This window comes from Pseudomonas sp. TR47 (assembly GCF_044143025.1).
Lineage (GTDB): Bacteria > Pseudomonadota > Gammaproteobacteria > Pseudomonadales > Pseudomonadaceae > Aquipseudomonas > Aquipseudomonas putida_E.
On the sequence record NZ_JBHFCS010000005.1, the window covers coordinates 214,508 to 234,926 of the forward strand.

Genomic DNA, 20,419 nt, shown 5'->3' on the forward strand with positions numbered 1-20,419 from the left:
AGGGCGTAAGCACGGAAAGCATTGGGTCAGAACGTTTACACTATAGATATCGAAAAGGCAGGAAAACCATGGCTAGCGGCGAGCACTTGAAGGCACTTTTACGTTCCCACATAAAAGGGGACGATAGCCATTTCCTCTCCGTCGCCATGCAGATGGCCGCACACGAAGCCAAACAAGGTCATGGCAAACTCGCCCAAGACCTGCGCACGCTCATCGACGCAGCGGTCAGCAAGCGAAATCAGCTGCCGCCCAGTCAACCCGTACCTATTGGTCAGCCGCGCGGCGAGTTGAGCAACCTTTTGTCGGTGGCCATGCCGAGCACTCGCTTCTCGGAAATGGTGCTCGACGAAGGCACACACGGCCGCCTCGCTCGGATTATCAGCGAGCAACGCAACTTCGAGAAGATTCGTGCCCACGGACTGTCCCCGCGCAGGAAACTGCTGCTCGTGGGGCCACCAGGTACCGGCAAGACAATGACCGCGTCGGCACTCGCCGGCGAGCTCAAGATCCCTTTGTATGTCGTCCGCCTAGACAGCCTGATCACCAAGTTCATGGGCGAGACTGCAGCCAAACTGCGCCAAGTATTCGACGCCATTCGTGATACTCGAGGCATCTACTTCTTCGACGAGTTCGATGCCATCGGCTCTCAACGTGGTTTGGCAAATGACGTCGGTGAAATTCGACGGGTGCTCAATAGCTTCCTGCAAATGATTGAGCAAGATCAATCGAACAGCCTGATTATCGCGGCCACGAATCACCCTGAAATTCTCGACTACGCCTTGTTCCGCCGCTTCGATGATGTTATCGAATATGGGTTGCCCAACAGCGAACAGATCCAGGCCGTACTCAAAAGTCGCTTGGCAAACTTTTCGAAGAAACTCAGTAAGTGGGATGCATTAGCCGAGGCTGCAGCAGGCCTCAGCTATGCGGAACTGACGCGGGCAGCGGATGACGCTATCAAGGATGCGATCATAGATGACCGTGCCCAGGTAGATGCTAGCGACGTGGAAAGGCACCTTGGGGAGCGCAAGGCCTTCCACCAACGACAACGGATATAAGTCGGTAGAGCTTTTCGATGACGGAACCAAACGCAGGACAGCGACGACACTTCCACTTCAAGCAGACAGGGAAAGCCGAAAGGTTCCAGTCGACGATCAGCGCCAAGCGGAATCCCTGGTACCCGGAGCGGGATCGCAGGACTCACGGGGATTTGCTGAGAAGGCAGTTGCAGCGTGTGCAAGTGCAGCTCGACGAGGCTGTGAACCTCCAACGTGCAAATGGTCAAGAGAAAGGCCTCGGGCTTCAAATTGAATTCGTAAGCGAACCTTCCTTCCCCCTCGTCTTTGAAGGGCTGGCCCGCGGACAACAACGGATAGAGCTGTTAAACGTCCGATTTGATAAAGCAACCGACACTCACTTCGCGACAGTCTTCGTCCCCGATGGAAAGCTGGTTGCGTTCGAAAAGCTGGTGACGAAATACCTCACCGAAAGCTCGAAGAAAGACATTCCTCTTAACACCCCGTTGCTTAATCCTATTGCCGAAATCCGCTCAGCCACCTTCGAAGCGTTGTGGACAGATGCTACCCACATGCTGCCCGAGGATGACCAGCAGGTTGTCTGGTGGGAGTTCTGGCTTCCGGCGCGCGACAATCAGGCAGCAGTTGAACAAAGATTCAGGACAATTGCTGCAGTGCTTCGCATCAGGACGTCAGAGCACGTACTCACATTCCCCGAGCGCACGGTCATCAACGTTTTTGCATCACGCGCGGCAATAGTCGAATCGATTCACTTGCTAAACGAGGTGGCAGAGATCCGAAGGGCGAAAGAAACAGCCGAGTTTTTCGACGCTCTACCGCCCATTGAGCAACAGGCCTGGGTCACTCATCTCACCGACAGGACCACGCCGGCCGCAGATGACAATCTTCGAATTTGCCTGCTCGATACCGGCGTGAACCCCGGTCATCCATTGCTATCAGCCCACATTGATCTCGACGATCTGCACACAGTCAATGCCGAATGGGGCGTCGATGATCGTCAGGGGCATGGCACAGGGCTCGCCGGCGTCGCGCTGTATGGCGATCTGATAGAACCCCTCGACGGCAACAGCCCAGTCACAATTTCCCATCGTCTTGAATCTGTGAAGCTGCTTCAAGCGGATCGGAGTGATTCCAGCGAGCCTTATGGTGCGCTGACATTGCGAGCGGTGGCGTATCCCGAAATATCCACCCCCTTCAAACAACGCATTTTCAGCATGGCGGTCACCAGCATCGATGACCGAGATAGGGGACGGCCTTCAGCGTGGTCATCCGCGGTGGACATGCTTACCTCTGACTCTCTGGGCCAACGCGCAAATCCTCGGTTGATGATTGTCTCCGCCGGCAACGCCAAGGAATCTGGCTGGGTGGAATACCCCAATAGCAACATCACCGACGGTATCCACGATCCTGGTCAGTCTTGGAATGCGCTCTGTGTCGGCGCGTACACGCTCAAGGACAGGATTGTTCCACCGTACCCAAACTCAAGTGCATTGGCAGCCCACGGCAGCTTGAGCCCATACAGCACGACGTCGAGACTCTGGCTCAACACTCCATGGCCATTGAAGCCTGATGTTGTGTTTGAAGGGGGAAATCTCATTCGGGACGAGATTGGCGCGTTTAGCCACACATCGTTGTCACTGCTCACCACCTCTCATCGGCCTCAAGAACACCTTTTCTCCACCACTTGGGCGACCAGCGCAGCTTCAGCGCTCGCCGCGCGAATGGCTGCACAGATATCGGCGGCTTATCCGGAGCTATGGCCCGAGACCGTCCGTGCTCTGATTGTCCACTCCGCCGAGTGGACTGAGCGCATGAAGGTGGACTTCCTCAGAGGAAACGCTAAAGGAGCGTATGAAAATCTCGTGCGTACCTGCGGGTTCGGTGTGCCCGACATTGGGCGAGCGCTTTGGAGTGCCTCCAACACACTGACCCTCATCGTCGAAGATGAACTGAAGCCCTATACACGAGTGCAATCCAAGCCACCCACTGCCTTCGACATGCATCTTCACCAATTGCCATGGCCGAAGGAGGCTTTGATCGACCTAGGCGAGGCCGAAGTTGAAATGCGTGTCACCCTTTCATACTTCATCGAGCCCAACCCCGGGGTAGCTGAGCGTGGTCTAAAAGGTCGCTATCGCTACGAATCACACGGGCTTCGCTTCCAGGTAAGCCGCCCCAACGAAGACGTGATCGATTTCCGCCACCGCATTAACAAGCGGGCTCGCGACGAAGAGGAGGGCCTTCCGATTGTCTCCAGCGCGTCGGACGACCGCTGGTTGATTGGCGTGAATGCGCGCCACCGCGGCTCTCTTCACTCGGATGTGTGGCGAGGCCCAGCCTCAGACCTGGCAGGCCTGGGCATACTCGGTGTCTACCCCGCCCCTGGATGGTGGAAGACCTTGGTATCGAAGAAGCGATTCCACGATAAGGTTCGATACAGCCTGGTCGTCTCGATCAAAACACAGCAAACCGAAATAGACCTGTACAACGCGGTGAGTACCGAGATCGTGAACAGAGCGGCCATTACTGTCTGATCGCTCCTGGCACTGAGCCCCAAACGAGCGATCTGGGGCAGCAGTACTTTTCCATCGAGCCAGCGCTTGCCCCACCACGGCAGCAAGCGCTGAGCCAGGCGCCGGTCTCAAATGAGGCGCTATAGTGGGAAATTGCACATCGCTTGACCAGTCAGTCTGATTGACCGTGCACACCACCCATTTGCATTCGACGTGACCACCCAATTGCATTCGATCGTGACCAGCCCCTTGAGCCCGGGTGCATCGGAGCTGTTTGCGCTATCGCTGTGTTGCCAGATGGTTGCCTTGCAGTGCGAAAGGAGCAATGGCTCGAGGCATGCGAACAACCGGCTCGGGTGAGAGCGGCACAGTATATCGGTGCTCGTTAGAAAACGAGCTACCCGGTCACCACGACTTGGAACTGCTCGAATAGAGATGTCGTAAACACTGCCGGCAGCAGGCCACGTGACTGTGGCCACATAACTTGCTGCGAGCTTGTAGCAGCGCCTGGTCACCCGCCGCTATCAAGGTGAGCATCCAAGGGGCCACTTTTAATCGGGGGCAGCATGGCCCTGAACACAGAGAAATCACTTTTCACGGAGTCGAGGACGGGCCTGAGGCATCCAGAGCCGATGGAGTCAGAAATGGATATATGGCTTTGTCTTATCAGTTGCAGCAGGCTCTATGACTCGTATTTATAAGCAGTGTAATTAATGTCTGCTACAGCCACTCCCCAACATGCGATACTTAACCCTATGGCGCTCTCCTGCGCTGTCCTTGTAATCCATCACAATCCAGTGAGGTGCGCAATCTTTCGGAGTTGGTGATACATGAATCAATTGGGCCACATCCAGTTTCATTCCGTAATGATAGGTCTCAACCGGAATTTGCGCAGGCTCATCATATGCGAGTACTAACGATGAATCGAAAATAAATACGAGCGAAACCACATACTTCATCTTGGCGTCCATAAATTGGCAATTGGTGCATTTGGGTGGTATTTTAATGTGGGGATTAGGAGGAGCTACGTGCAAGGTTCAATATTTTAAATTAATAGAATAAGAGTCTCGCTGCTTTGAGCGAGACCCTGAGTTTTTAGGTTTTAAGCTAAGTCGACGCTACTTAAGCATCTACAAACAGAACTTGACCGCTGATGAAACCGTCGACGGAACGCTCGAACGCTTTACCTACCAAAACACCCGGCACTGGCTGGAAGCCAGGCATCATTTCACCGTAGACTTCCCATGCCTCTTCCAGCACGGTAGGGTTCACGACGTTGATTCGGATATCGCGAGGCAGTTCGTGAGCGACACATTTTACAAAAGTGTCAATCGCACCGCTCGTAGTTGCATCGGCAATTGCGAACGGAATCGGCTTCACATTCAGAATTCCAGAAATCAGAGTGAACGAGCCACTATCCTTGATATACTTGAGGCCAACACTGACCAGATTGATTTGACCTACCAGCTTACTCTGGATGGTGTTATCCCACTGCTCGCTAGTCATCTCTTCAAAAGTAGCGTACTCGCAGAAGCCTACAGTATTTACTACCGCATCGAAACTTCCAACCTTTTCGTACAGGTCCTCAATAGACTTCTTGTCGGTAATGTCTACCTTGTAGTCGACACCTTCGCCGCTCCGGCTTGCAGTAATAACACGGTGTTTTCCGAGGCCGGTAAGTGCTGCTTGACCCATTTTACCGTTTGCACCAATTAGAATTACCGTTTTCATAATCAGACCCTTGTGATGAAATTTGTGGGCCCATGTTAGGTCGAACGTGCTACAATTAAAATCATATCCAGCTTGTATGAGATACAATTTTTTATGGTGGACAAGATTGATCTAAAGCACATGCGGGTTTTTCTTCAGCTGGTGAGGGTCGGTAATGTCTCAAAGGTGGCTGAGGAGACAGGTGTCTCGCAGCAGGCTATAAGCGGTTATCTCAAGCGCCTGCGAGACGCTTTTCCCCACGAGCTTTTTCTCAGGCAAAGCACCGGTCTCAAACCGACAGATTTCGCCATAGGCTTAGCCACAAAATTCGAGCGGATCCTGCTTGATGTCGAAGGGTTGTTCGACGACAACTCGTTCGACGCGGCTACCTCTACAGCGACCTTCAGGCTGATAGCAAATGAGTATGCGCAACTCTGCATCATCCCGAAATTGGCGAACTTAATTGCACGGGAAGCTCCTGGGGTTAAGCTCCATGTGACTGACTTTGACATGCGTACGCATGAAGCTACATTGGGGGCCGGTGATGCAGATATACTCATCGGCTTTGCGGATTTTGTAAGTGCAGGAGTCGTTAAGGCGGGCTTGAAAAAAGAGCGATACTCATGGGTCGTAGGTGCTGATTCAGCTATACCCTCCGGCATTAAATCAGTGGCAGATTTACAGCGGTATTCTCATGTTGATTTTGCCAGCGGCGCTGCTCACCTTGTTGATAATATTAAGAATTTTTTACAAGACCACGCAGTGAGTCGAGATGTTGTGGCGATACTTCCTTGTTATACATCGCTTGCCTCCTTCCTGGAGCTTAACGATGTCGTTGCATGTGTTCCATCGGCATTAGCGCGCTCCAGCCAAATCAAAACCTTGACGCTAAGCTCAGAAATGGAGACTTTCGATGTGGTTGTAGGTTGGCACCGGAGATCATCTGGCAGCTCTGCAAGAAAGTGGCTTGCGAAATTAATTAAAAAATCGGTTGAGTAGTCGTCGTACACCAGCGCCGCGACCTCTATTTCGAAAACCAGAATTTCGAAGAGCTGATACTTAATTTCTAGCTCTTCGTACACTCAAGCACCTGTGCCCGAGGTGCAATGGGTTGTTAACATTCCGCCTGCGACGCAGCATGTATATACGCCGCATGGCGGAGCAGACCGACGTCTGACTCCACGCCACGACGGTCTGCTTCCCTAGGTCGCCAAGTTGAATAGCCTGTCTTCTGCCCACAGCGGTCGGTGTTCGCTCGGCAAGCGTTGTTAAAGGCCAGTTACCAACCCAGCTGCTTGTTGAACGACAAGGCATCATAGTAGTCGTGAAGGGTTGCGATTTTGCCATCCTTCAACCGAACGAAGCTGACGCCCTTGAAGGACAATGGTTTGTTGGTTGCCGGTGTTTGGGGACCCCAGGCACCGGTATTGTTACCGTCGAACTGCCATTCAAAAGCAATATTGTCACCGTCGATAATCGGCTGGCCAATCATTTTCCATTTCAAATCAGGCACCGCGTCGATAAAAACCTTTATGACTTCGGTCTTGGCGGCTTCCCGTCCGACTTTAGGCACGCCCACCGAGGCATCAAGAAACTCGCCATTTGCCGCAATGTACTCAGCAGCAGCGTCGGGATCATGTTTATTCCAAGCGTTCATGTAGCCCTGGATAATCTCCAAGGGTTGCTCCTTATCCGCCGCAACCGAGAGTTGAGCAAGGGTCATAAGGCCCAGCAAGCTGATAAAACGAATCGATTTTCCAAACATGGTATTTCCTCATTTTTGGTTGGCGTACAACTAAGTTGACGAACAAAAACTCATTGCGGGTCAGGTAGCACCACCAGCGTCCAATCGAGAGATAGCGGACGCAACTGATACAAGTTTGCGCCAGCAGGGCGACCTGCCAGGTTGCCTACACACCAGTTGCTGGAGTTGGCAGCGACAATGCGGCCCTCGCCATTGATGACGAACGCGTCCGTTGGCATATGCAGCAAGCACCGGGTCAGCAGTTGGTCGAATTCGTGCAGAGCAACGTCCGCTGCCGCGACGCCAACGAAGTGTCCATTGGCAAAAATCGGAACAGAGAACGCCAATATATAGAGCTCTGTGCCGTAAAGGTCGACGAAGGGCCCTTCCACTGAGGCTCGCCCCGTTAGTTTCGGGCGAGTGAACCATGGCATGCTTTGGTAGTTGTAGAAGGTTTCACTCTGGTGGTTGAAGTTCAGAACCATTGGCGCGATCTTTCCGCTCGCTGTGCGGTAGAACCACTCCAGGAACAAGGTCTGATCAGCGAGCTCTTCTGGCTCTACTACCACGCCAGTGCCGTGGATATAAGTGTCGTTCTCCGAAAGCCGCTCTTTTATGGTCGCCTGCAGAAAGGCAAGGTCCTTGATCGTCGGCTTGTTGCCTTCAGCGGTGATGGCATCCCATACCGTAACGACATGTTCTGCCAAGGTCTCGAGATGCTCGAACACCTTTCCAAAAATCGCCTCCAGGCGGTGGGCGCATTGATGGGTATCTTGGTCCAGTTCGGTGCTGGTCATTACAACGCCCCCTCTTGCAGTCGAAGCAGTGCCAGACGCATATCCATCAGGCGTTTGATGGCTTGTTTGACGTGAGCTTCGGTCAGCGCGGTGGCGAGATTGAATTCACCAGCCACCACTGCCTGCAGAATTGCTCTGTGCTCAGCAATGGCGGTGCTCTTGTGTACTTCGCTCGTGGAGATCCAGTGTAATTCCCCCATTTCGGACTGCAGGCGCATTTCACCATGTGTAAGACGCACCGATTGGGCGGCCACCGCAATTTCGATATGGAATCGTGCATCGGCTCTTCGCAGGTCATTGCGCGTTGTGGCGTTCTCCAAGGCAGTCACGAAATGAGCCAGGCGCTGATGGTGTGAATTTGAGGCGCGCCGCGCTGCAAGGCCGGCAGCAGTGGCGGAAATGGCCACGTGCTCATCGCAAAGATCCCGCAACTCCAACGAGCTCATCGTGCTCAATCTAGCCTTGAGGACCTCATCGGAAACCTCTCTTGGGGAGAGTACAAAACTCCCTCCATTGCGACCCCGCTTGGTGTCGACGACGCCGTGATCACGAAGGATTGCCAGTGCATCCCGCAGGGTAATAGTGGCCACACCAAAGTGGGTGGCTAGCTCATATTCACTGGGTAACTGTTCACCCTCGCCGATCAGGCCCAGCTTGATGACTTCTGTCAGCCGCCGGGCGATCTCCTCTGGCTTCCCTTCCTGGCTCACGTGCAGCAGAGACAGGCGACTCATTTTGCTCAACTGGTTCATCGAAGGCCTAAAAATTCACAACAATATTTCAATAATCATATACAGCCATTTCTATATGTCAAAATCCATTTTCACGGCGTATTTCAGCCATGAAATGTCGTTTTTAGACAAAAACGACCTTGCGATTGTCAGCATTTTTTCATTTAGATATTGTTTTAAATGTTTAAACGGGTACGCAGGGCTCGGGCGCAGGGCGCTGAACGGCCGATCCACCAACCAGGAGATTGCTGATGACGACTACAACACTCAACACGTGGGAAGTTCGAGCGCAAGGCTTGAAGATTGAAGGGCGGGCTTTTATCGGTGGTGACTACGCTCACGCTATCGAGGGCCAAACCTTCGATTGTCTAAGCCCGGTCGACGGTCGGCTGCTGGCGAAGGTGGCCAGCTGTACTGTGGCCGATGCGAACCATGCCGTCACAGTGGCCCGCGCTACGTTCGAGTCTGGCGTATGGTCCCGACTGGCTCCGGCAGATAGAAAGCAAGCCATGGTCCGGTTTGCCAACCTGCTGGAGGAGCACGCCGAAGAGCTGGCATTGTTGGAAACTCTGGACATGGGTAAGCCGATCGGCGACTCGCTGGCCGTCGACGTACCTCAAGCGGCGCAAGCGCTGAGTTGGAGCGGTGAGGCCATCGACAAGATCTATGATGAAGTCGCGGCCACACCACACGACCAGCTCGGCCTGGTAACACGCGAGCCGGTCGGCGTGGTCGCTGCCATAGTGCCGTGGAACTTTCCACTGATGATGGCGTGCTGGAAGCTTGGCCCAGCACTGGCAGCCGGGAACTCGGTAGTACTCAAGCCTTCCGAGAAATCACCTCTGACGGCCATCCGCATCGCTAAACTGGCGATCGAGGCAGGAATCCCGGCCGGAGTGCTGAATGTGCTGCCAGGCTACGGCCATACCGTCGGCAAGGCCTTGGCCCTGCACATGGACGTGGATACCTTGGTGTTTACCGGGTCGACCAAGGTCGCCAAGCAGCTACTGATTTACGCTGGCGAGTCGAATATGAAGCGCGTCTGGCTGGAAGCTGGCGGCAAGAGCCCGAACATAGTATTCGCCGACGCTCCCGATTTGCAGGCCGCAGCTGAATCGGCGGCCGGCGCGATTGCCTTCAACCAGGGCGAAGTGTGCACTGCAGGCTCCCGCCTGCTGGTGGAGCGTTCCATCAAGGATAAGTTTCTGCCCATGGTGGTTGACGCCCTCAAGGTTTGGAAGGCGGGCAATCCGCTGGACCCCGAAACGAATGTCGGCGCCCTGGTAGATCACCAGCAAATGAATACCGTGCTGTCCTACATCGATGCGGGCCACAAGGATGGCGCCACCCTTGTGGTGGGTGGAAAGCGTACCCTGGAAGACACTGGCGGTACTTATGTCGAGCCCACCCTGTTCGACGGGGTGACCAACAGCATGAGGATCGCTCAGGAAGAGATCTTTGGGCCTGTGCTGTCGGTGATCACCTTCGAGACCGTGGAAGAAGCCATCGCTATCGCAAATGATAGCCAGTATGGCCTCGCAGCTGCGCTATGGACCGCCGATATCTCCAAAGCTCACCTGACGGCAAAAGCGCTGCGCACTGGCAGCGTGTGGGTCAACCAATACGATGGCGGCGACATGACCGCGCCCTTCGGCGGATTCAAGCAGTCTGGCAACGGTCGTGACAAGTCTCTTCATGCGTTCAACAAGTACACCGAGTTGAAGGCAACCTGGATCAAATTGTAAACCAGAAAAGAAAAATAACTGCTGACAGGACATCGTCCTCAGGGTGAAACAATGAACAGCTCCGAATTTAGCGCACCGGACAGCGATGCTGCCCAGCTTCAGGCGCTTGGTTACAGCTCCAACTTCGAAAGAAGTATGAGTTTGTGGGAAAACTTTGCGTTGGGCTTCACCTACCTATCACCTGTGGTGGGCGTATATACCTTGTTCGGTTTGTGCCTGGCTGCTGGCGGCCCGCCTATGTTTTGGTCCTACCTGCTGGTTGGGCTTGGACAAATGTTGGTGTGCCTGATCTTCTGTGAGGTGGTTTCGCAGTTCCCGATCTCGGGAGGGGTGTATCCGTGGGCTCGTCGTTTGGTGGGTAAGCGCTGGGCCTGGATGGTGGGTTGGATTTATTCCGTGTCGCTGTGTGTAACCATCGCCGCCGTCTCGCTGGGGGCCGGGCCCTATATCGCAGCCATGCTTGGCTTTGAGCCAAACCCGGTGACCAACACATTCGTCGCCCTGGCTTTGACCGTAGCGGCTACCGTCCTGAATTTGAGCGGAACCAAACTTCTCGCCAAGGTCGCAATGTTCGGATTCATCTGCGAGTTGCTGGGCGCGCTCGTTATTGGTGGCTACCTGCTGATCTTCGAGCGGCACCAGCCGTTCTCGGTGTTGTTCAATACCTTCGACATCAGTATCGATGGCAGCTATTGGCCCGCATTCCTGACCGCTTCGCTAGCCGGCATGTTCCTGTATTACGGCTTTGAAGCCTGTGGCGATGTGGCTGAAGAAACGCCCAACCCGAGTAAGCGCATACCCAAAGCCATGCGCATGACGATCTACATCGGAGGCGGCGCAGCAATTTTCGCCGCGTTAGCGCTGATTCTGGCGGTTCCGGACATTGCCAAGGTCCTTTCGGGTGAAGACTCGGACCCCATGGCCACGATCATGGGCAATGCTTTCGGGCCGATTGGCTGGCGAGTCGTGACGGCGGTGATCGCGGTCTCGTTCATCTCCTGTGTGCTCAGCTTGCAAGCAGCAGCCAGTCGCCTGCTTTACTCCTTCGCTCGCGACGAAATGGTTGTGGGTAGCAAGCTGCTCAAGCGCCTCTCGCCCAATACCCGAGTGCCAACTGCAGCTTTGATTACCTGTGGCGTGATCCCGGCTGCAATCGTATGTGCTGGCTTCTATCTGGAAAATGCGATAGCGATCGTAGTCAGCTTCGCCGCTATCGGCATTTACCTGTCCTTCCAGATGATTGTAGCGGGAGCGCTGTTCGCACGTCTTCGTGGCTGGAGACCGGCAGGGCAATTCACCTTGGGTCGATGGGGCTGGATCGTGAATATCCTGGCGCTGGTCTACGGCGTGCTGGCGATCATCAACATGTCATGGCCGCGGTCGCCAGAGGCACCCTGGTATAGCAATTACGGCATCTTGCTCACTGCAGCAGTAGTCATTGCAGTAGGAGTGTTCTACATGGCGGTGTTCAAACCATACGATAAAGGCACAGCGCCGTTTGCCGATGCCTGGACGTTACACAAGCGATAGCGCTTGATTACCGGTTCCTCGGCTTTGCTTTTACCTTCACCGCCTTTAGCCTTCATGGCTTGGGGCGGTGATACACAACTATCCACACCCAGTTTGTATCCCGCGAAGATGGCAGCATGACCGGATAGTTCCAAAGTTTTTCCACACTGCCTGGGTTCAACGCGGAGGGGCTATCTACTACCGGCATCCAGGATGTCCGGACTGGTCAGCGATTCGGTCGCGCAAATATCTGGTTAGGCTGCTGTGTTTCGTCTTGAATTGATGGAGATCGTCGCTTTGATCGCCGGCGGCCACATATTTGGCAAGACCCACGATGCCGTTCCGGTACGGAGGAAAATCAGCGCGCCACATAGGAGTGATTGATCGACAGCAGGCATGGCCATGGAAGTAGTGAGCTTCCTCAACCGACTCTGTCCGCCGGGTTCACAGGAGGGAACAGCTCAACTTTTCCGCTCCTGATGGTTTTCCAACCCCACTCCCGCAGCGCCGAGTTCCGCTCGAACTTACGAATAAACTCTGTAGATGGCTCCCCTTGGCTGATGGACAGTTTATAGCAAGCTCGCATCGCATGATAAACATCGAAGCCCATTTTGCCGTGAATCAGGTGCATCATAATCTTTACGCGCTGAGGCCAAGTAAGGAATTTTCCGTTGCGGTTCGGATTTTGATAGACCATAAGGTTTAAGTGAGCCGAGGCTTCAACATAGGAAAAACTATCCATTGATAACTCCAAGCGGCGTGGCACACCTAAAGTTATAATATTATCGATGATCCAACTCACAACCTGATGAGCTACCTTTCGAGAGGCGAGCTCGATGGCGACCATAGTCAGGACGTTATGAATAACCTGTGTTGCCCGAGTCACAAATTGATCATTTTTTGATCATGCGCTTCAAGTGTTAGAGCTATTAGTCCGGCTAAAGCATCTAGACTGGCACGCCGCTCAAGTTTATCAAGTATCAGCTGGGTGCTAGGCTCACGGGCGGAGTATGTTGAGAATCCCGCATTACCCGTCGTAAACAAGACGTTCAGAACATCTATGCTTAGGCTCTTGAGAATACTGTCTTAAGTCCCATAGCTCAGCTCTGGCTATAGCTGTGCCCAAGCATAGCTCGGCGATGAGCTTGGGCATCTGATCCACTGATCATCAAAAGCGCGCGCCTGGTCACGATCACTGCAAATGACTGGTCAGATCGAATGCAATTGGGTGGTCACGTCGAATGCAAATGGGTGGTCAAGTCCATGCAATTACGCAGCTATAGAAAGAGAGAAATTTTCAAGGGTTTGAGGACAAAGGGCAATCGCCGCACTGCGAGCCAACGCTTTGCGCCTGTGAGTATCGGTCGTCGTAGCCACCTGACTCGTCCGGTCTTCACTCCCCGGTAATACCTAGCGCGTCATCTTCACCAACCGCTTTGCCCAATCTCGCTGCACGCCAAACACCTCACCCAAGGTTTCCCAATTCACCTGATCGCCCTGGCTAGTCAGATAAGCAGCCGCGGCCAGGACCTCCTGTTGGTTTGGCGAATAGACTCGCTGGTCAAGCCGAGAAACCGCATCCTCAACCCAGAAGGGGAGAAGATCGGGGTATTCACTGATTCGGCTACGTGACAAGTGGGCAACGTGACAGGCCTCGATAAATCGGTCTGGCCACTCTTGCAGCAGCCAGGCCGCTCGCAACATTAGGGTGAGCCTACGCTCACTGCGCAAGTACTCGAAATCCTGTCTGGAGGACGCTAATGCAGGCGTCCCGAGTTCCCCGCAGAAAATAGGCTCAAACCTAGGTCCATACTTGCAGTTCAGCAGCCTCAGTATGGCTCTTAGACCAGTGAAGAAAGGAATGCTGCATGGTGCATTGATCGGCAGATACCTCCAAGGGGATAGCTCTGGATGGCTGATCAATGCGATGAGGAAATTCAGTGAGTCGCTGTCCGGCCACTCAGGCTGCCTTGGCTTCACGTTGCCCAAATTCAGAGAGCACTGATAGCAGTGCCGAAGATCCTCTACATACGGGAATTTATGTCTGCCGATGCCATGGCGATGGAACATCACCGGCGCATGACATCGGGGGCAGTCATCCTCCATCACGCAATGATGGATGGGACAAATCACCGTGGACGCGATTCGCCACAACATGCGGTAGTACGGGGTCGAATCAGTCTGCAGGCACATGGGGCAGTACTGCATTCCGGCACGTTTATGGTTTCGGTGGTAGACGCCCAGCGCCAATAACCAGCTAACGTCACCATGCAGAGGCAGCTCCGAGAAAAAAGTCCCTTCATAGGAGCTCAACGTCATGCGCTGAAGCATCGAAAACGGCTGCTGTGTGTGTTGGTTAAGCAGTTGAAGCAGTTGGTCCGATGGATGTCGATCAATGTCCCGCGTCCAAACGGACCCCTTGTACTCGAGCAGACTGTTGAAGAATGTGTGTAAAGGAAAGCCGTTTGAAAAGGCCAGCCGCACTAGCCAGGACGAAAAGATTTCGTCCTCCTTAGGTTGCGGATGGATGGGCAGCATCTATATCTCCACGGCCAACTTCTTTCTTTCAGAAGGTGGTGTGTACCCGCACTTGTTCAACACTTCAGCCGTAATCCTCTCCTCGCCACTGCCTATCGCGTAGGTGCTGGCTAGGTTCAACAGCTGGGACAGCTCGCCAATCGTCCCCTCACACAAAGCCGCCAGCTTCATGGCCAGCATCGGCTCAGCCAAGCCAGAACGGTTTCTCAACGGCAGGACTTTTTCGAACGAGGCAAGCAAGCGGTTGAACTCAGCCCCGACCTTCCATCTTGGAAGAATTTCTGGCGGGAATCGGTTCTGGATCTGGGAGTCGATGCTAACTGCACTGATCAGCGTTTCGTCACCGACACCAACTATGGATATCTGAAGCTCGTTGGTCAGGTACTTAACGGCGTTCAGAAATTCACGCTGCGCAGGAGCTGTGAGAGACAGCATGTTGTGCATTTCATCGAGGACGAGAACCTTGAGCTGTATCTTCCTGAGTATCTCAACCGTCCTCGAGCGCTTGTCAGCAACGGTTCCGTGAGCGAGTCGCTTCAGCAAGGGGTTAAGAATCTCGGTGTACAAACCCACCTCGGTCGGCTTTGGTGGGGTTTGAATCGCGAGCACGGGAGCAATAATGGTTTCCTCCCCTGGATTGTCGGAGGGAAGATGCCGCGAAGCGAAGCGGTCGACCAACTCACTTTTTCCGTTGTTGGTCCGGCCGATCAGCAGCATGTTCGGCATCCGGGTGACGCGTGGGTGACTAAACAACCACTCAAGCCGCGTATCGATCTCCTTCGCGCGAGGGTATCCCAGCCATCTTGGAACTCTGAGCTGCTCAGTACGCTCTTGGTCGCTCATCTGCCGGCATCTTTCAGCAAGCGACCCCACCAGATGTTCAAAGTCGCTCATGGCATCAACCTATCTCGATCTCATCATAGGGCTCCACAGCATCCGGAGTAACCGCCGCTGGCTCCAGCGTCGATTGCGGTTCGGCTACAGTATGAACGCCTTCCCATCCCTTTCGTCTTTCGGCCATGCGCCGTTTTCGCTTTTCAGAGGAGCGAGCTTTTCGAGCCAGCCGAGTTCTCTCGATGGCTTCCTTCTCAACAGCACGCATGCGGCGTATGCCCTCGAATATCGCGACTTCGTTAACTTTTGCGCCTGGCGTTTCGAGGATGCGCCGTGTCACTTCCCGCAGCTCCCAGACGCTAATAGGGGGATGGCTAGAGTTGAAGTAGGGGACCGGATGGTAGATTTTTTCATCAGGGTCAAGAAAGTAAACGACGCTGATATCTCGAGGGTCCTGAACGAAAATGAATTTTCGCGCCTTTCCATCGGTTCCTTTTTCAACAATCCGGGTGCGTAAGACAGGCGCGTAATAGTGGATGCTTTCAATCTTTGCGCCGTGACGCTGAACGGTTCTCAAGAAGTAGGGCGTAAAATCCAGTCTGAATTTTTCTTCATTCTCGATCGGTTCAGGTAGCCCCACACCGGGCTTGTCCTTCGTACCATGCACGCACTGGCTGTAGTAGTTGATCGGTGACATACCACCAAGCCCTTTGTGCGGTTCGTTGTGGTAGACGTAAACAACGAAGATCGTGAACCACAACTCCAGCTCCTTCAGCGTCAAACAAGCCTTGCCTTCAGAGTCGTAATGGAGCTTATCGAGGGTGTTGGAGAAGGTTGTACCTGGCAGTTGGTGACCCTTGGCCATGAAGGTACGAAAGGCACGCTCGATGTGCGGGCCATAATTCGGCTGTTTTCTCGGCCGGTGTTCCAAGATCATCCCGTATTCGTCACATCCACGGGTCAAGGCTTTACCCCTGAATTCCTTGGCGTTATCGACATGAATTTTCTGCATCAGGCCATAGATCGGCCACTCCGCAGGAATATCTCGAGCCGCCAGCCAATAGCTCTTTTGCACAACAGCATGAGCGATACACAGTGCGGCCGAGTTAGCACCGACCGGATCCAACGAAAAGAAAAACCCGCCGATCATGCGCGTGTGCACGTCGATGCTCATGGTCAGGTTCGGACGACCAATCGGGAGACGGTCGATCTCGTCGACGACGATTACATCCACTGGCGTGTGGTCAATCTGCACTACTGAGTTAGGGACATCCGTTGTTGGGAACGACCCTCTGAGAGGCCGATACTTATCCTTTGCAGACCTTGGGCCGAGCCGTTTTTTGTGCCGCTCCTGCTCATCAATGGCCCGGACTCGCTGGTGAATCGTGTTGATATGCGGAGGCTGCAAGCCGAGCTCTTCACACTCGGTTGCAATATCCCCATGCAGCGTCTTTACCGTGGGCCGCTCTTCTACCATGTAGGTTTCTTTAGTCCACTTGGTAATGACGTCTTCTAGCTCCTGGTCCAACCGGAGCTGACCTTTATCCTGCCTGGCCGAGCGCAGGAGCGACGACACCAGTCCAGTCTCTTCAAACCGCTTAATCCATCGGTAGATGGTTGATACGCTTCTGCCCGATGCCGCGGCAGCAGCCTGAACTTCCTCTAGGCTTTTGCGACCATCCACCAGCAGCGGCTGAATGAGCTTGTGACGCTCAACTGCCTCGGCCCAGTCGCAGTCGTCGGCGAAAATATGTTTGGCGGTGAGTGAGGCCTCGCTCACCGGTGAAGCTCTCAATTCACCGGCACGGACAATATGCGTTGACTGATCGTCGGTCAGCCGAATAACGGCCTCCAACAGGCCTTTGAGCTCCAGAACAATGCAGGCTTGGTTACGCCAATAGGCCAAGCTGCCGGGGCGGATCGTTTTCATGATTGGGCCTCTTTCATCGGCCAGATTCGCGAGTTCATGGTGAGTTTCTGGTCCAGGTCACAGCCGATATCGCCGGTGGCGAGCATGTGCCAGAGGGTCGGGATCAATAGGGCTCGGCCCTTCGGGTCAGAAGACAGCGCATGCAGGAGAAAGTCTGGATCAGCCTCACCCAAATCCCAGAGGACATTGAGCACGTGATCCCTCATCGCAGGCTCCACCTTTCGAGCGATGTATGGCCATAGGAACTTCACATTCGCGAGATAGACGGTTCGAATCTCCAACTCTGTGTAAACCCGAAATAGCCAGCCCTTCTCTTTGCAGTAGGCCTTGGCCGCCCGAAATTTAGGCAGGTAGGTCCGCCAGGCAGAACGGAAGTCTTCTCGGAATTTTACTTCGTACAGAATTGAAGGCTCGGGAGGGTCAACGTGTTGGAATTGGATCAGCCCGTCAGGCGTGTACGAACGCGTCTTACCTTCGCCATCAAGGTACTTGATGGTCAGAGGCTGCGGACTGAACTGCCTGACCCGCCGATCAAAGCGGATGAGCTCCATCATGTCCCGCTCCAGAGTCGACTCGTACTTACCCATTTTTGGAACCAACCCAGTAACCCCGCGAGAGGTTCGGCTGATTTGTCGGACCGGCTTTCCAAATAAGTCCATGAATTATCAAATTCCAATGTATTTGATGTGTTTTTAGCATTTTATGATGGTTCTTACAGAAGCAGCCGGCCACAACCCGGTGAAATCACCCTGGCGCACCATGGGGTACTGTTTCTGGATGAGCTTCCGGAGTTCGAGCGCCGTGTACTTGAGGTGCTTCGCGAGCCGCTGGAGTCTGGCGAGATCGTGATTGCCCGGGCACGGGACAAAGTACGCTTTCCGGCGCGCTTCCAATTGGTGGCGGCCATGAACCCCTGCCCTTGCGGTTACCTGGGCGACCCCACGGGCCGCTGCCGCTGCAGCACCGAACAGATCCAGCGCTACCGCAACAAGCTTTCCGGCCCGCTGCTGGACCGCATCGACCTGCACCTGACCGTGGCGCGCGAAACCACCACGCTCAACAATCAACCTTGCGGTGAGACAAGTGCCGATGTGGCGGCCCGGGTGGCCGAGGCGCGCGAGGTGCAGCACCGGCGGCAAGGCTGTGCCAATGCGTTTCTGGACCTCGAGGGGCTGCGCCGGCACTGTGAATTGTGCGCTGCCGACCAGGCCTGGCTGGAGAGTGCCTGCGAGCGCCTGACGCTTTCCCTGCGCGCCGCACACAGGCTGTTGAAGGTAGCGCGCACGCTGGCCGACCTGGAGGGGGCCAGCACGATTGCCAGGGCGCATCTGGCCGAAGCCCTGCAGTACCGGCCCGGTAGTCATTAGCCCTGCGGCCTGCCCCTCATATGCGCACTCAATGCTGCCCATAGCAGCAATATATTTTGCGCGCCAACTAATTGCGCGCAACATTAGTTCCAGACAGCAAGCAATCGTCGCCACCCCTTACTGAATCTGGAGAACGACCATGACCCTTCGCACCGTTTTCGCACTCACCCTCGCTACCCTTGCACTGGGCACCAGCGCCGGCGCCTTTGCCCAGTCCACCGAAGCGACGCCCTACCACTACGGCATGAACCTGGACATCGCCGAAGTGATCAGCCTCGCCCCTTCGGCCACAGTCCAAGGCCAGGCTAGCACCGCGACCATGACCTACCGGGACAGCACTGGCCAGGTCCGGAGCATTCGCTACTACCAACCAGACAACGCTCAAGGCAACCAGAACTAAATGCCCATGCGAGTTCGCAGAAGGCCGTGCAAACGGCCTTTTTCATTTGCAGGATACTGGCACTTTCGAGGCATCTGCTCGCGACACCAGTAGTAACAAGGCATCACCTAAAATCTGTAATACTTAGAAACATTTGAAAACAAAATGTAGTTGTACGACATCCTATCTACTGTGTTCGACTGCGCTCGTTTAACAAGAACAATAATCGGAGACATCCCCATGTCGAGCATTCATTCGGCCGAGGGCAGTGCTGCCACACCCTCTCAAGGCCGTGTAACACGGCTGATCAAACTGCTGGGCCCAGGTATCATCGCGGTGCTGTCCTGGCTTGGCGCAGGTGATCTGATAACCTCATCCGTAGCCGGCGCCAACTACGGTTACGCCATGATGTGGGTACTGGCCGTTTCGCTGCTGCTCAGATACCTGATCGTCAACATCATCGCCCGCTTCCAGCTGTGCAATAACCAAGGCATGACCATCCTTCAGGGGTATGCGCAACTGCACCCCGTATTTGCCTGGTTCATGCTGGCCTATGCACTGCTGATGGGCCACCTGATGAACGCCTACATGATCAAGGGCGCCGGCGAAGCCTTGGCGATGCTGTTGCGCATCGACTATCCGCTGCTGTGCTCGATGGCTGTGGTGCTGGCTGTGTGGATGCTGGTCGGGCGCAACATCTACGCAATGATCGAAGGCGTGATGAAGGTCCTGCTCGCCGTGATGACGCTGGCGTTTCTGGCACTGGCCGTGATGTCTGGCCCGGATGTGGCCGGTATCGTCAAAGGTACGATCGGCTTCAGCATCCCGGCTGACGAAGGCGTGCACGGTGCGCTGCTGGTGGCAGTCTCGGTGATCGGCGCGGTGGCAGGCTCGGTGGCCAACTTCGTGCACCCGTACGTGATGCGCCAGAAGGGCTGGGTAGGCCCGCAACACAAGCGCATCCAGCGCAACGACCTGCTGTTCGCGGTGTTCGTCGGTATCGTCATCAACCTGGCCATCTGGATCGTCGGTGCGGAAATCCTGCGGCCGAACGGCATCGAAGTGAAAACCCTCGGCGACCTGGGCAAGGCGCTGGAAATCTTCTTCGGCCCGATCGGCTGGTACATCTTCTTCATCGGCGTGTTCGCCACGCTGTTTGCCAGCATTTCCGGCAAGACCACGGCCTTCCCGATGCTGATTACCGATGCCTTCCAGCATGTACAGCCGCAGCGGCGCGAGCGTTACGGCAAAGAGTTCCACAAAGACCCGATGCACAAGTGGTTCATGCTGTTCATTCTGGTCACGCCGCTGATCTGGTCGATCCCGGGCATGCCCGACTTCGTGACCCTGACCATTGGCGTCAGTGCGTTGAACATCATCGGCTTGCCCGTCATTTCGCTGGGCCTGCTGATCATGTCCAACCAAAAGTCGCTGCTCAGCAAGGAATACCGCAACAACCTGTTCGAAAACATCGCGCTGGCATTCGCGACCGGGCTGGCGTTGTGGGTGGCCTTCCAGTTGGGTGTGGATCTGCTCGGCCTGGGCTGAGAGCCCCTTGCACCATCGCCGGCAGGCCGGCGATGGT

17 protein-coding genes and 1 pseudogene are annotated in these 20,419 nt (G+C 54.8%); 8 read left to right on the forward strand and 10 right to left on the reverse strand.

The window, feature by feature from the left end; translation table 11 throughout:
• Positions 1-68: 68 nt before the first annotated feature.
• The gene (locus tag ACEWE8_RS08035; protein WP_197888503.1) at positions 69-1,058 is read left to right on the forward strand and encodes an AAA family ATPase; all 990 of its coding nucleotides are present in this window, start codon (positions 69-71) and stop codon (positions 1,056-1,058) included.
• Positions 1,059-1,075: 17 nt separating this feature from the next.
• Entirely contained in the window at positions 1,076-3,571 is a 2,496-nt protein-coding gene (locus ACEWE8_RS08040; protein ID WP_197888502.1) for a S8 family peptidase, read from the forward strand.
• 689 nt (positions 3,572-4,260) lie between these two features.
• Here ACEWE8_RS08040 and ACEWE8_RS08045 read toward each other — a convergent pair.
• Positions 4,261-4,521, reverse strand: a complete 261-nt coding sequence (locus tag ACEWE8_RS08045) for a DUF2790 domain-containing protein (protein ID WP_395589243.1) — start codon at positions 4,519-4,521, stop codon at positions 4,261-4,263.
• Positions 4,522-4,672: 151 nt separating this feature from the next.
• Positions 4,673-5,281: a short chain dehydrogenase gene (locus ACEWE8_RS08050; RefSeq protein ID WP_197888500.1), complete on the reverse strand. Its 609-nt coding sequence runs from the start codon at positions 5,279-5,281 to the stop codon at positions 4,673-4,675.
• A gap of 93 nt (positions 5,282-5,374) precedes the next feature.
• Here ACEWE8_RS08050 and ACEWE8_RS08055 point away from each other — a divergent pair, with 93 nt between their 5' ends.
• Positions 5,375-6,259 (forward strand): LysR family transcriptional regulator, encoded by an 885-nt coding sequence (locus ACEWE8_RS08055; protein ID WP_395589244.1) that lies wholly within the window; start codon positions 5,375-5,377, stop codon positions 6,257-6,259.
• Between the two features lie 280 nt (positions 6,260-6,539).
• Here the strand turns inward: ACEWE8_RS08055 and ACEWE8_RS08060 are convergent, their stop codons facing one another.
• From ACEWE8_RS08060 to ACEWE8_RS08070, 3 genes are read right to left on the reverse strand one after another with little or no spacing between them, the layout of a single operon-like run.
• Positions 6,540-7,025 (reverse strand): ester cyclase, encoded by a 486-nt coding sequence (locus tag ACEWE8_RS08060; RefSeq protein ID WP_197888498.1) that lies wholly within the window; start codon positions 7,023-7,025, stop codon positions 6,540-6,542.
• A 50-nt stretch (positions 7,026-7,075) separates the two neighbouring features.
• A complete protein-coding gene (locus ACEWE8_RS08065; RefSeq protein ID WP_197888497.1) occupies positions 7,076-7,801 on the reverse strand; it encodes a cache domain-containing protein in 726 nt (241 codons plus the stop codon).
• Positions 7,801-8,553: a FadR/GntR family transcriptional regulator gene (locus ACEWE8_RS08070; protein WP_197888496.1), complete on the reverse strand. Its 753-nt coding sequence runs from the start codon at positions 8,551-8,553 to the stop codon at positions 7,801-7,803. Before ACEWE8_RS08070 ends, ACEWE8_RS08065 begins: the two co-directional genes overlap by 1 nt.
• A gap of 230 nt (positions 8,554-8,783) precedes the next feature.
• Between ACEWE8_RS08070 and ACEWE8_RS08075 the strand changes: the two genes are divergently transcribed.
• Positions 8,784-10,277 carry an aldehyde dehydrogenase gene (locus ACEWE8_RS08075; protein ID WP_197888495.1) on the forward strand — a complete coding sequence of 498 codons (1,494 nt, stop codon included), beginning with the start codon at positions 8,784-8,786 and terminating at the stop codon, positions 10,275-10,277.
• A gap of 51 nt (positions 10,278-10,328) precedes the next feature.
• Positions 10,329-11,807 (forward strand): APC family permease, encoded by a 1,479-nt coding sequence (locus tag ACEWE8_RS08080; protein WP_197888494.1) that lies wholly within the window; start codon positions 10,329-10,331, stop codon positions 11,805-11,807.
• 400 nt (positions 11,808-12,207) lie between these two features.
• Here the strand turns inward: ACEWE8_RS08080 and ACEWE8_RS08085 are convergent, their stop codons facing one another.
• The 5 genes from ACEWE8_RS08085 to ACEWE8_RS08105 all read right to left on the reverse strand — a co-directional run bounded on the left by ACEWE8_RS08085 (position 12,208) and on the right by ACEWE8_RS08105 (position 17,642).
• Positions 12,208-12,528 (reverse strand): hypothetical protein, encoded by a 321-nt coding sequence (locus ACEWE8_RS08085; protein WP_197888493.1) that lies wholly within the window; start codon positions 12,526-12,528, stop codon positions 12,208-12,210.
• Between the two features lie 668 nt (positions 12,529-13,196).
• Positions 13,197-14,324 carry a TniQ family protein gene (locus ACEWE8_RS08090; protein WP_197888492.1) on the reverse strand — a complete coding sequence of 376 codons (1,128 nt, stop codon included), beginning with the start codon at positions 14,322-14,324 and terminating at the stop codon, positions 13,197-13,199.
• Positions 14,325-15,218, reverse strand: coding sequence for a TniB family NTP-binding protein (locus ACEWE8_RS08095; RefSeq protein WP_232248881.1), 894 nt, complete (start codon positions 15,216-15,218; stop codon positions 14,325-14,327).
• 4 nt (positions 15,219-15,222) lie between these two features.
• Positions 15,223-17,088 (reverse strand): helix-turn-helix domain-containing protein, encoded by a 1,866-nt coding sequence (locus tag ACEWE8_RS08100; protein ID WP_197888491.1) that lies wholly within the window; start codon positions 17,086-17,088, stop codon positions 15,223-15,225.
• Positions 17,085-17,642: a TnsA endonuclease N-terminal domain-containing protein gene (locus ACEWE8_RS08105; RefSeq protein ID WP_197888490.1), complete on the reverse strand. Its 558-nt coding sequence runs from the start codon at positions 17,640-17,642 to the stop codon at positions 17,085-17,087. Before ACEWE8_RS08105 ends, ACEWE8_RS08100 begins: the two co-directional genes overlap by 4 nt.
• A 168-nt stretch (positions 17,643-17,810) precedes the next feature.
• On the opposite strand from ACEWE8_RS08105, the pseudogene ACEWE8_RS08110 reads away from it, so the two are divergent.
• The 3 genes and pseudogenes from ACEWE8_RS08110 to ACEWE8_RS08120 all read left to right on the forward strand — a co-directional run.
• Positions 17,811-18,455: pseudogene (locus tag ACEWE8_RS08110) on the forward strand (ATP-binding protein); the annotation flags it as partial.
• Positions 18,456-18,594: 139 nt separating this feature from the next.
• A complete protein-coding gene (locus ACEWE8_RS08115; protein WP_046786907.1) occupies positions 18,595-18,855 on the forward strand; it encodes a DUF2790 domain-containing protein in 261 nt (86 codons plus the stop codon).
• 219 nt (positions 18,856-19,074) lie between these two features.
• Positions 19,075-20,382 carry an Nramp family divalent metal transporter gene (locus tag ACEWE8_RS08120; protein ID WP_012312181.1) on the forward strand — a complete coding sequence of 436 codons (1,308 nt, stop codon included), beginning with the start codon at positions 19,075-19,077 and terminating at the stop codon, positions 20,380-20,382.
• Positions 20,383-20,419 lie beyond the last annotated feature (37 nt).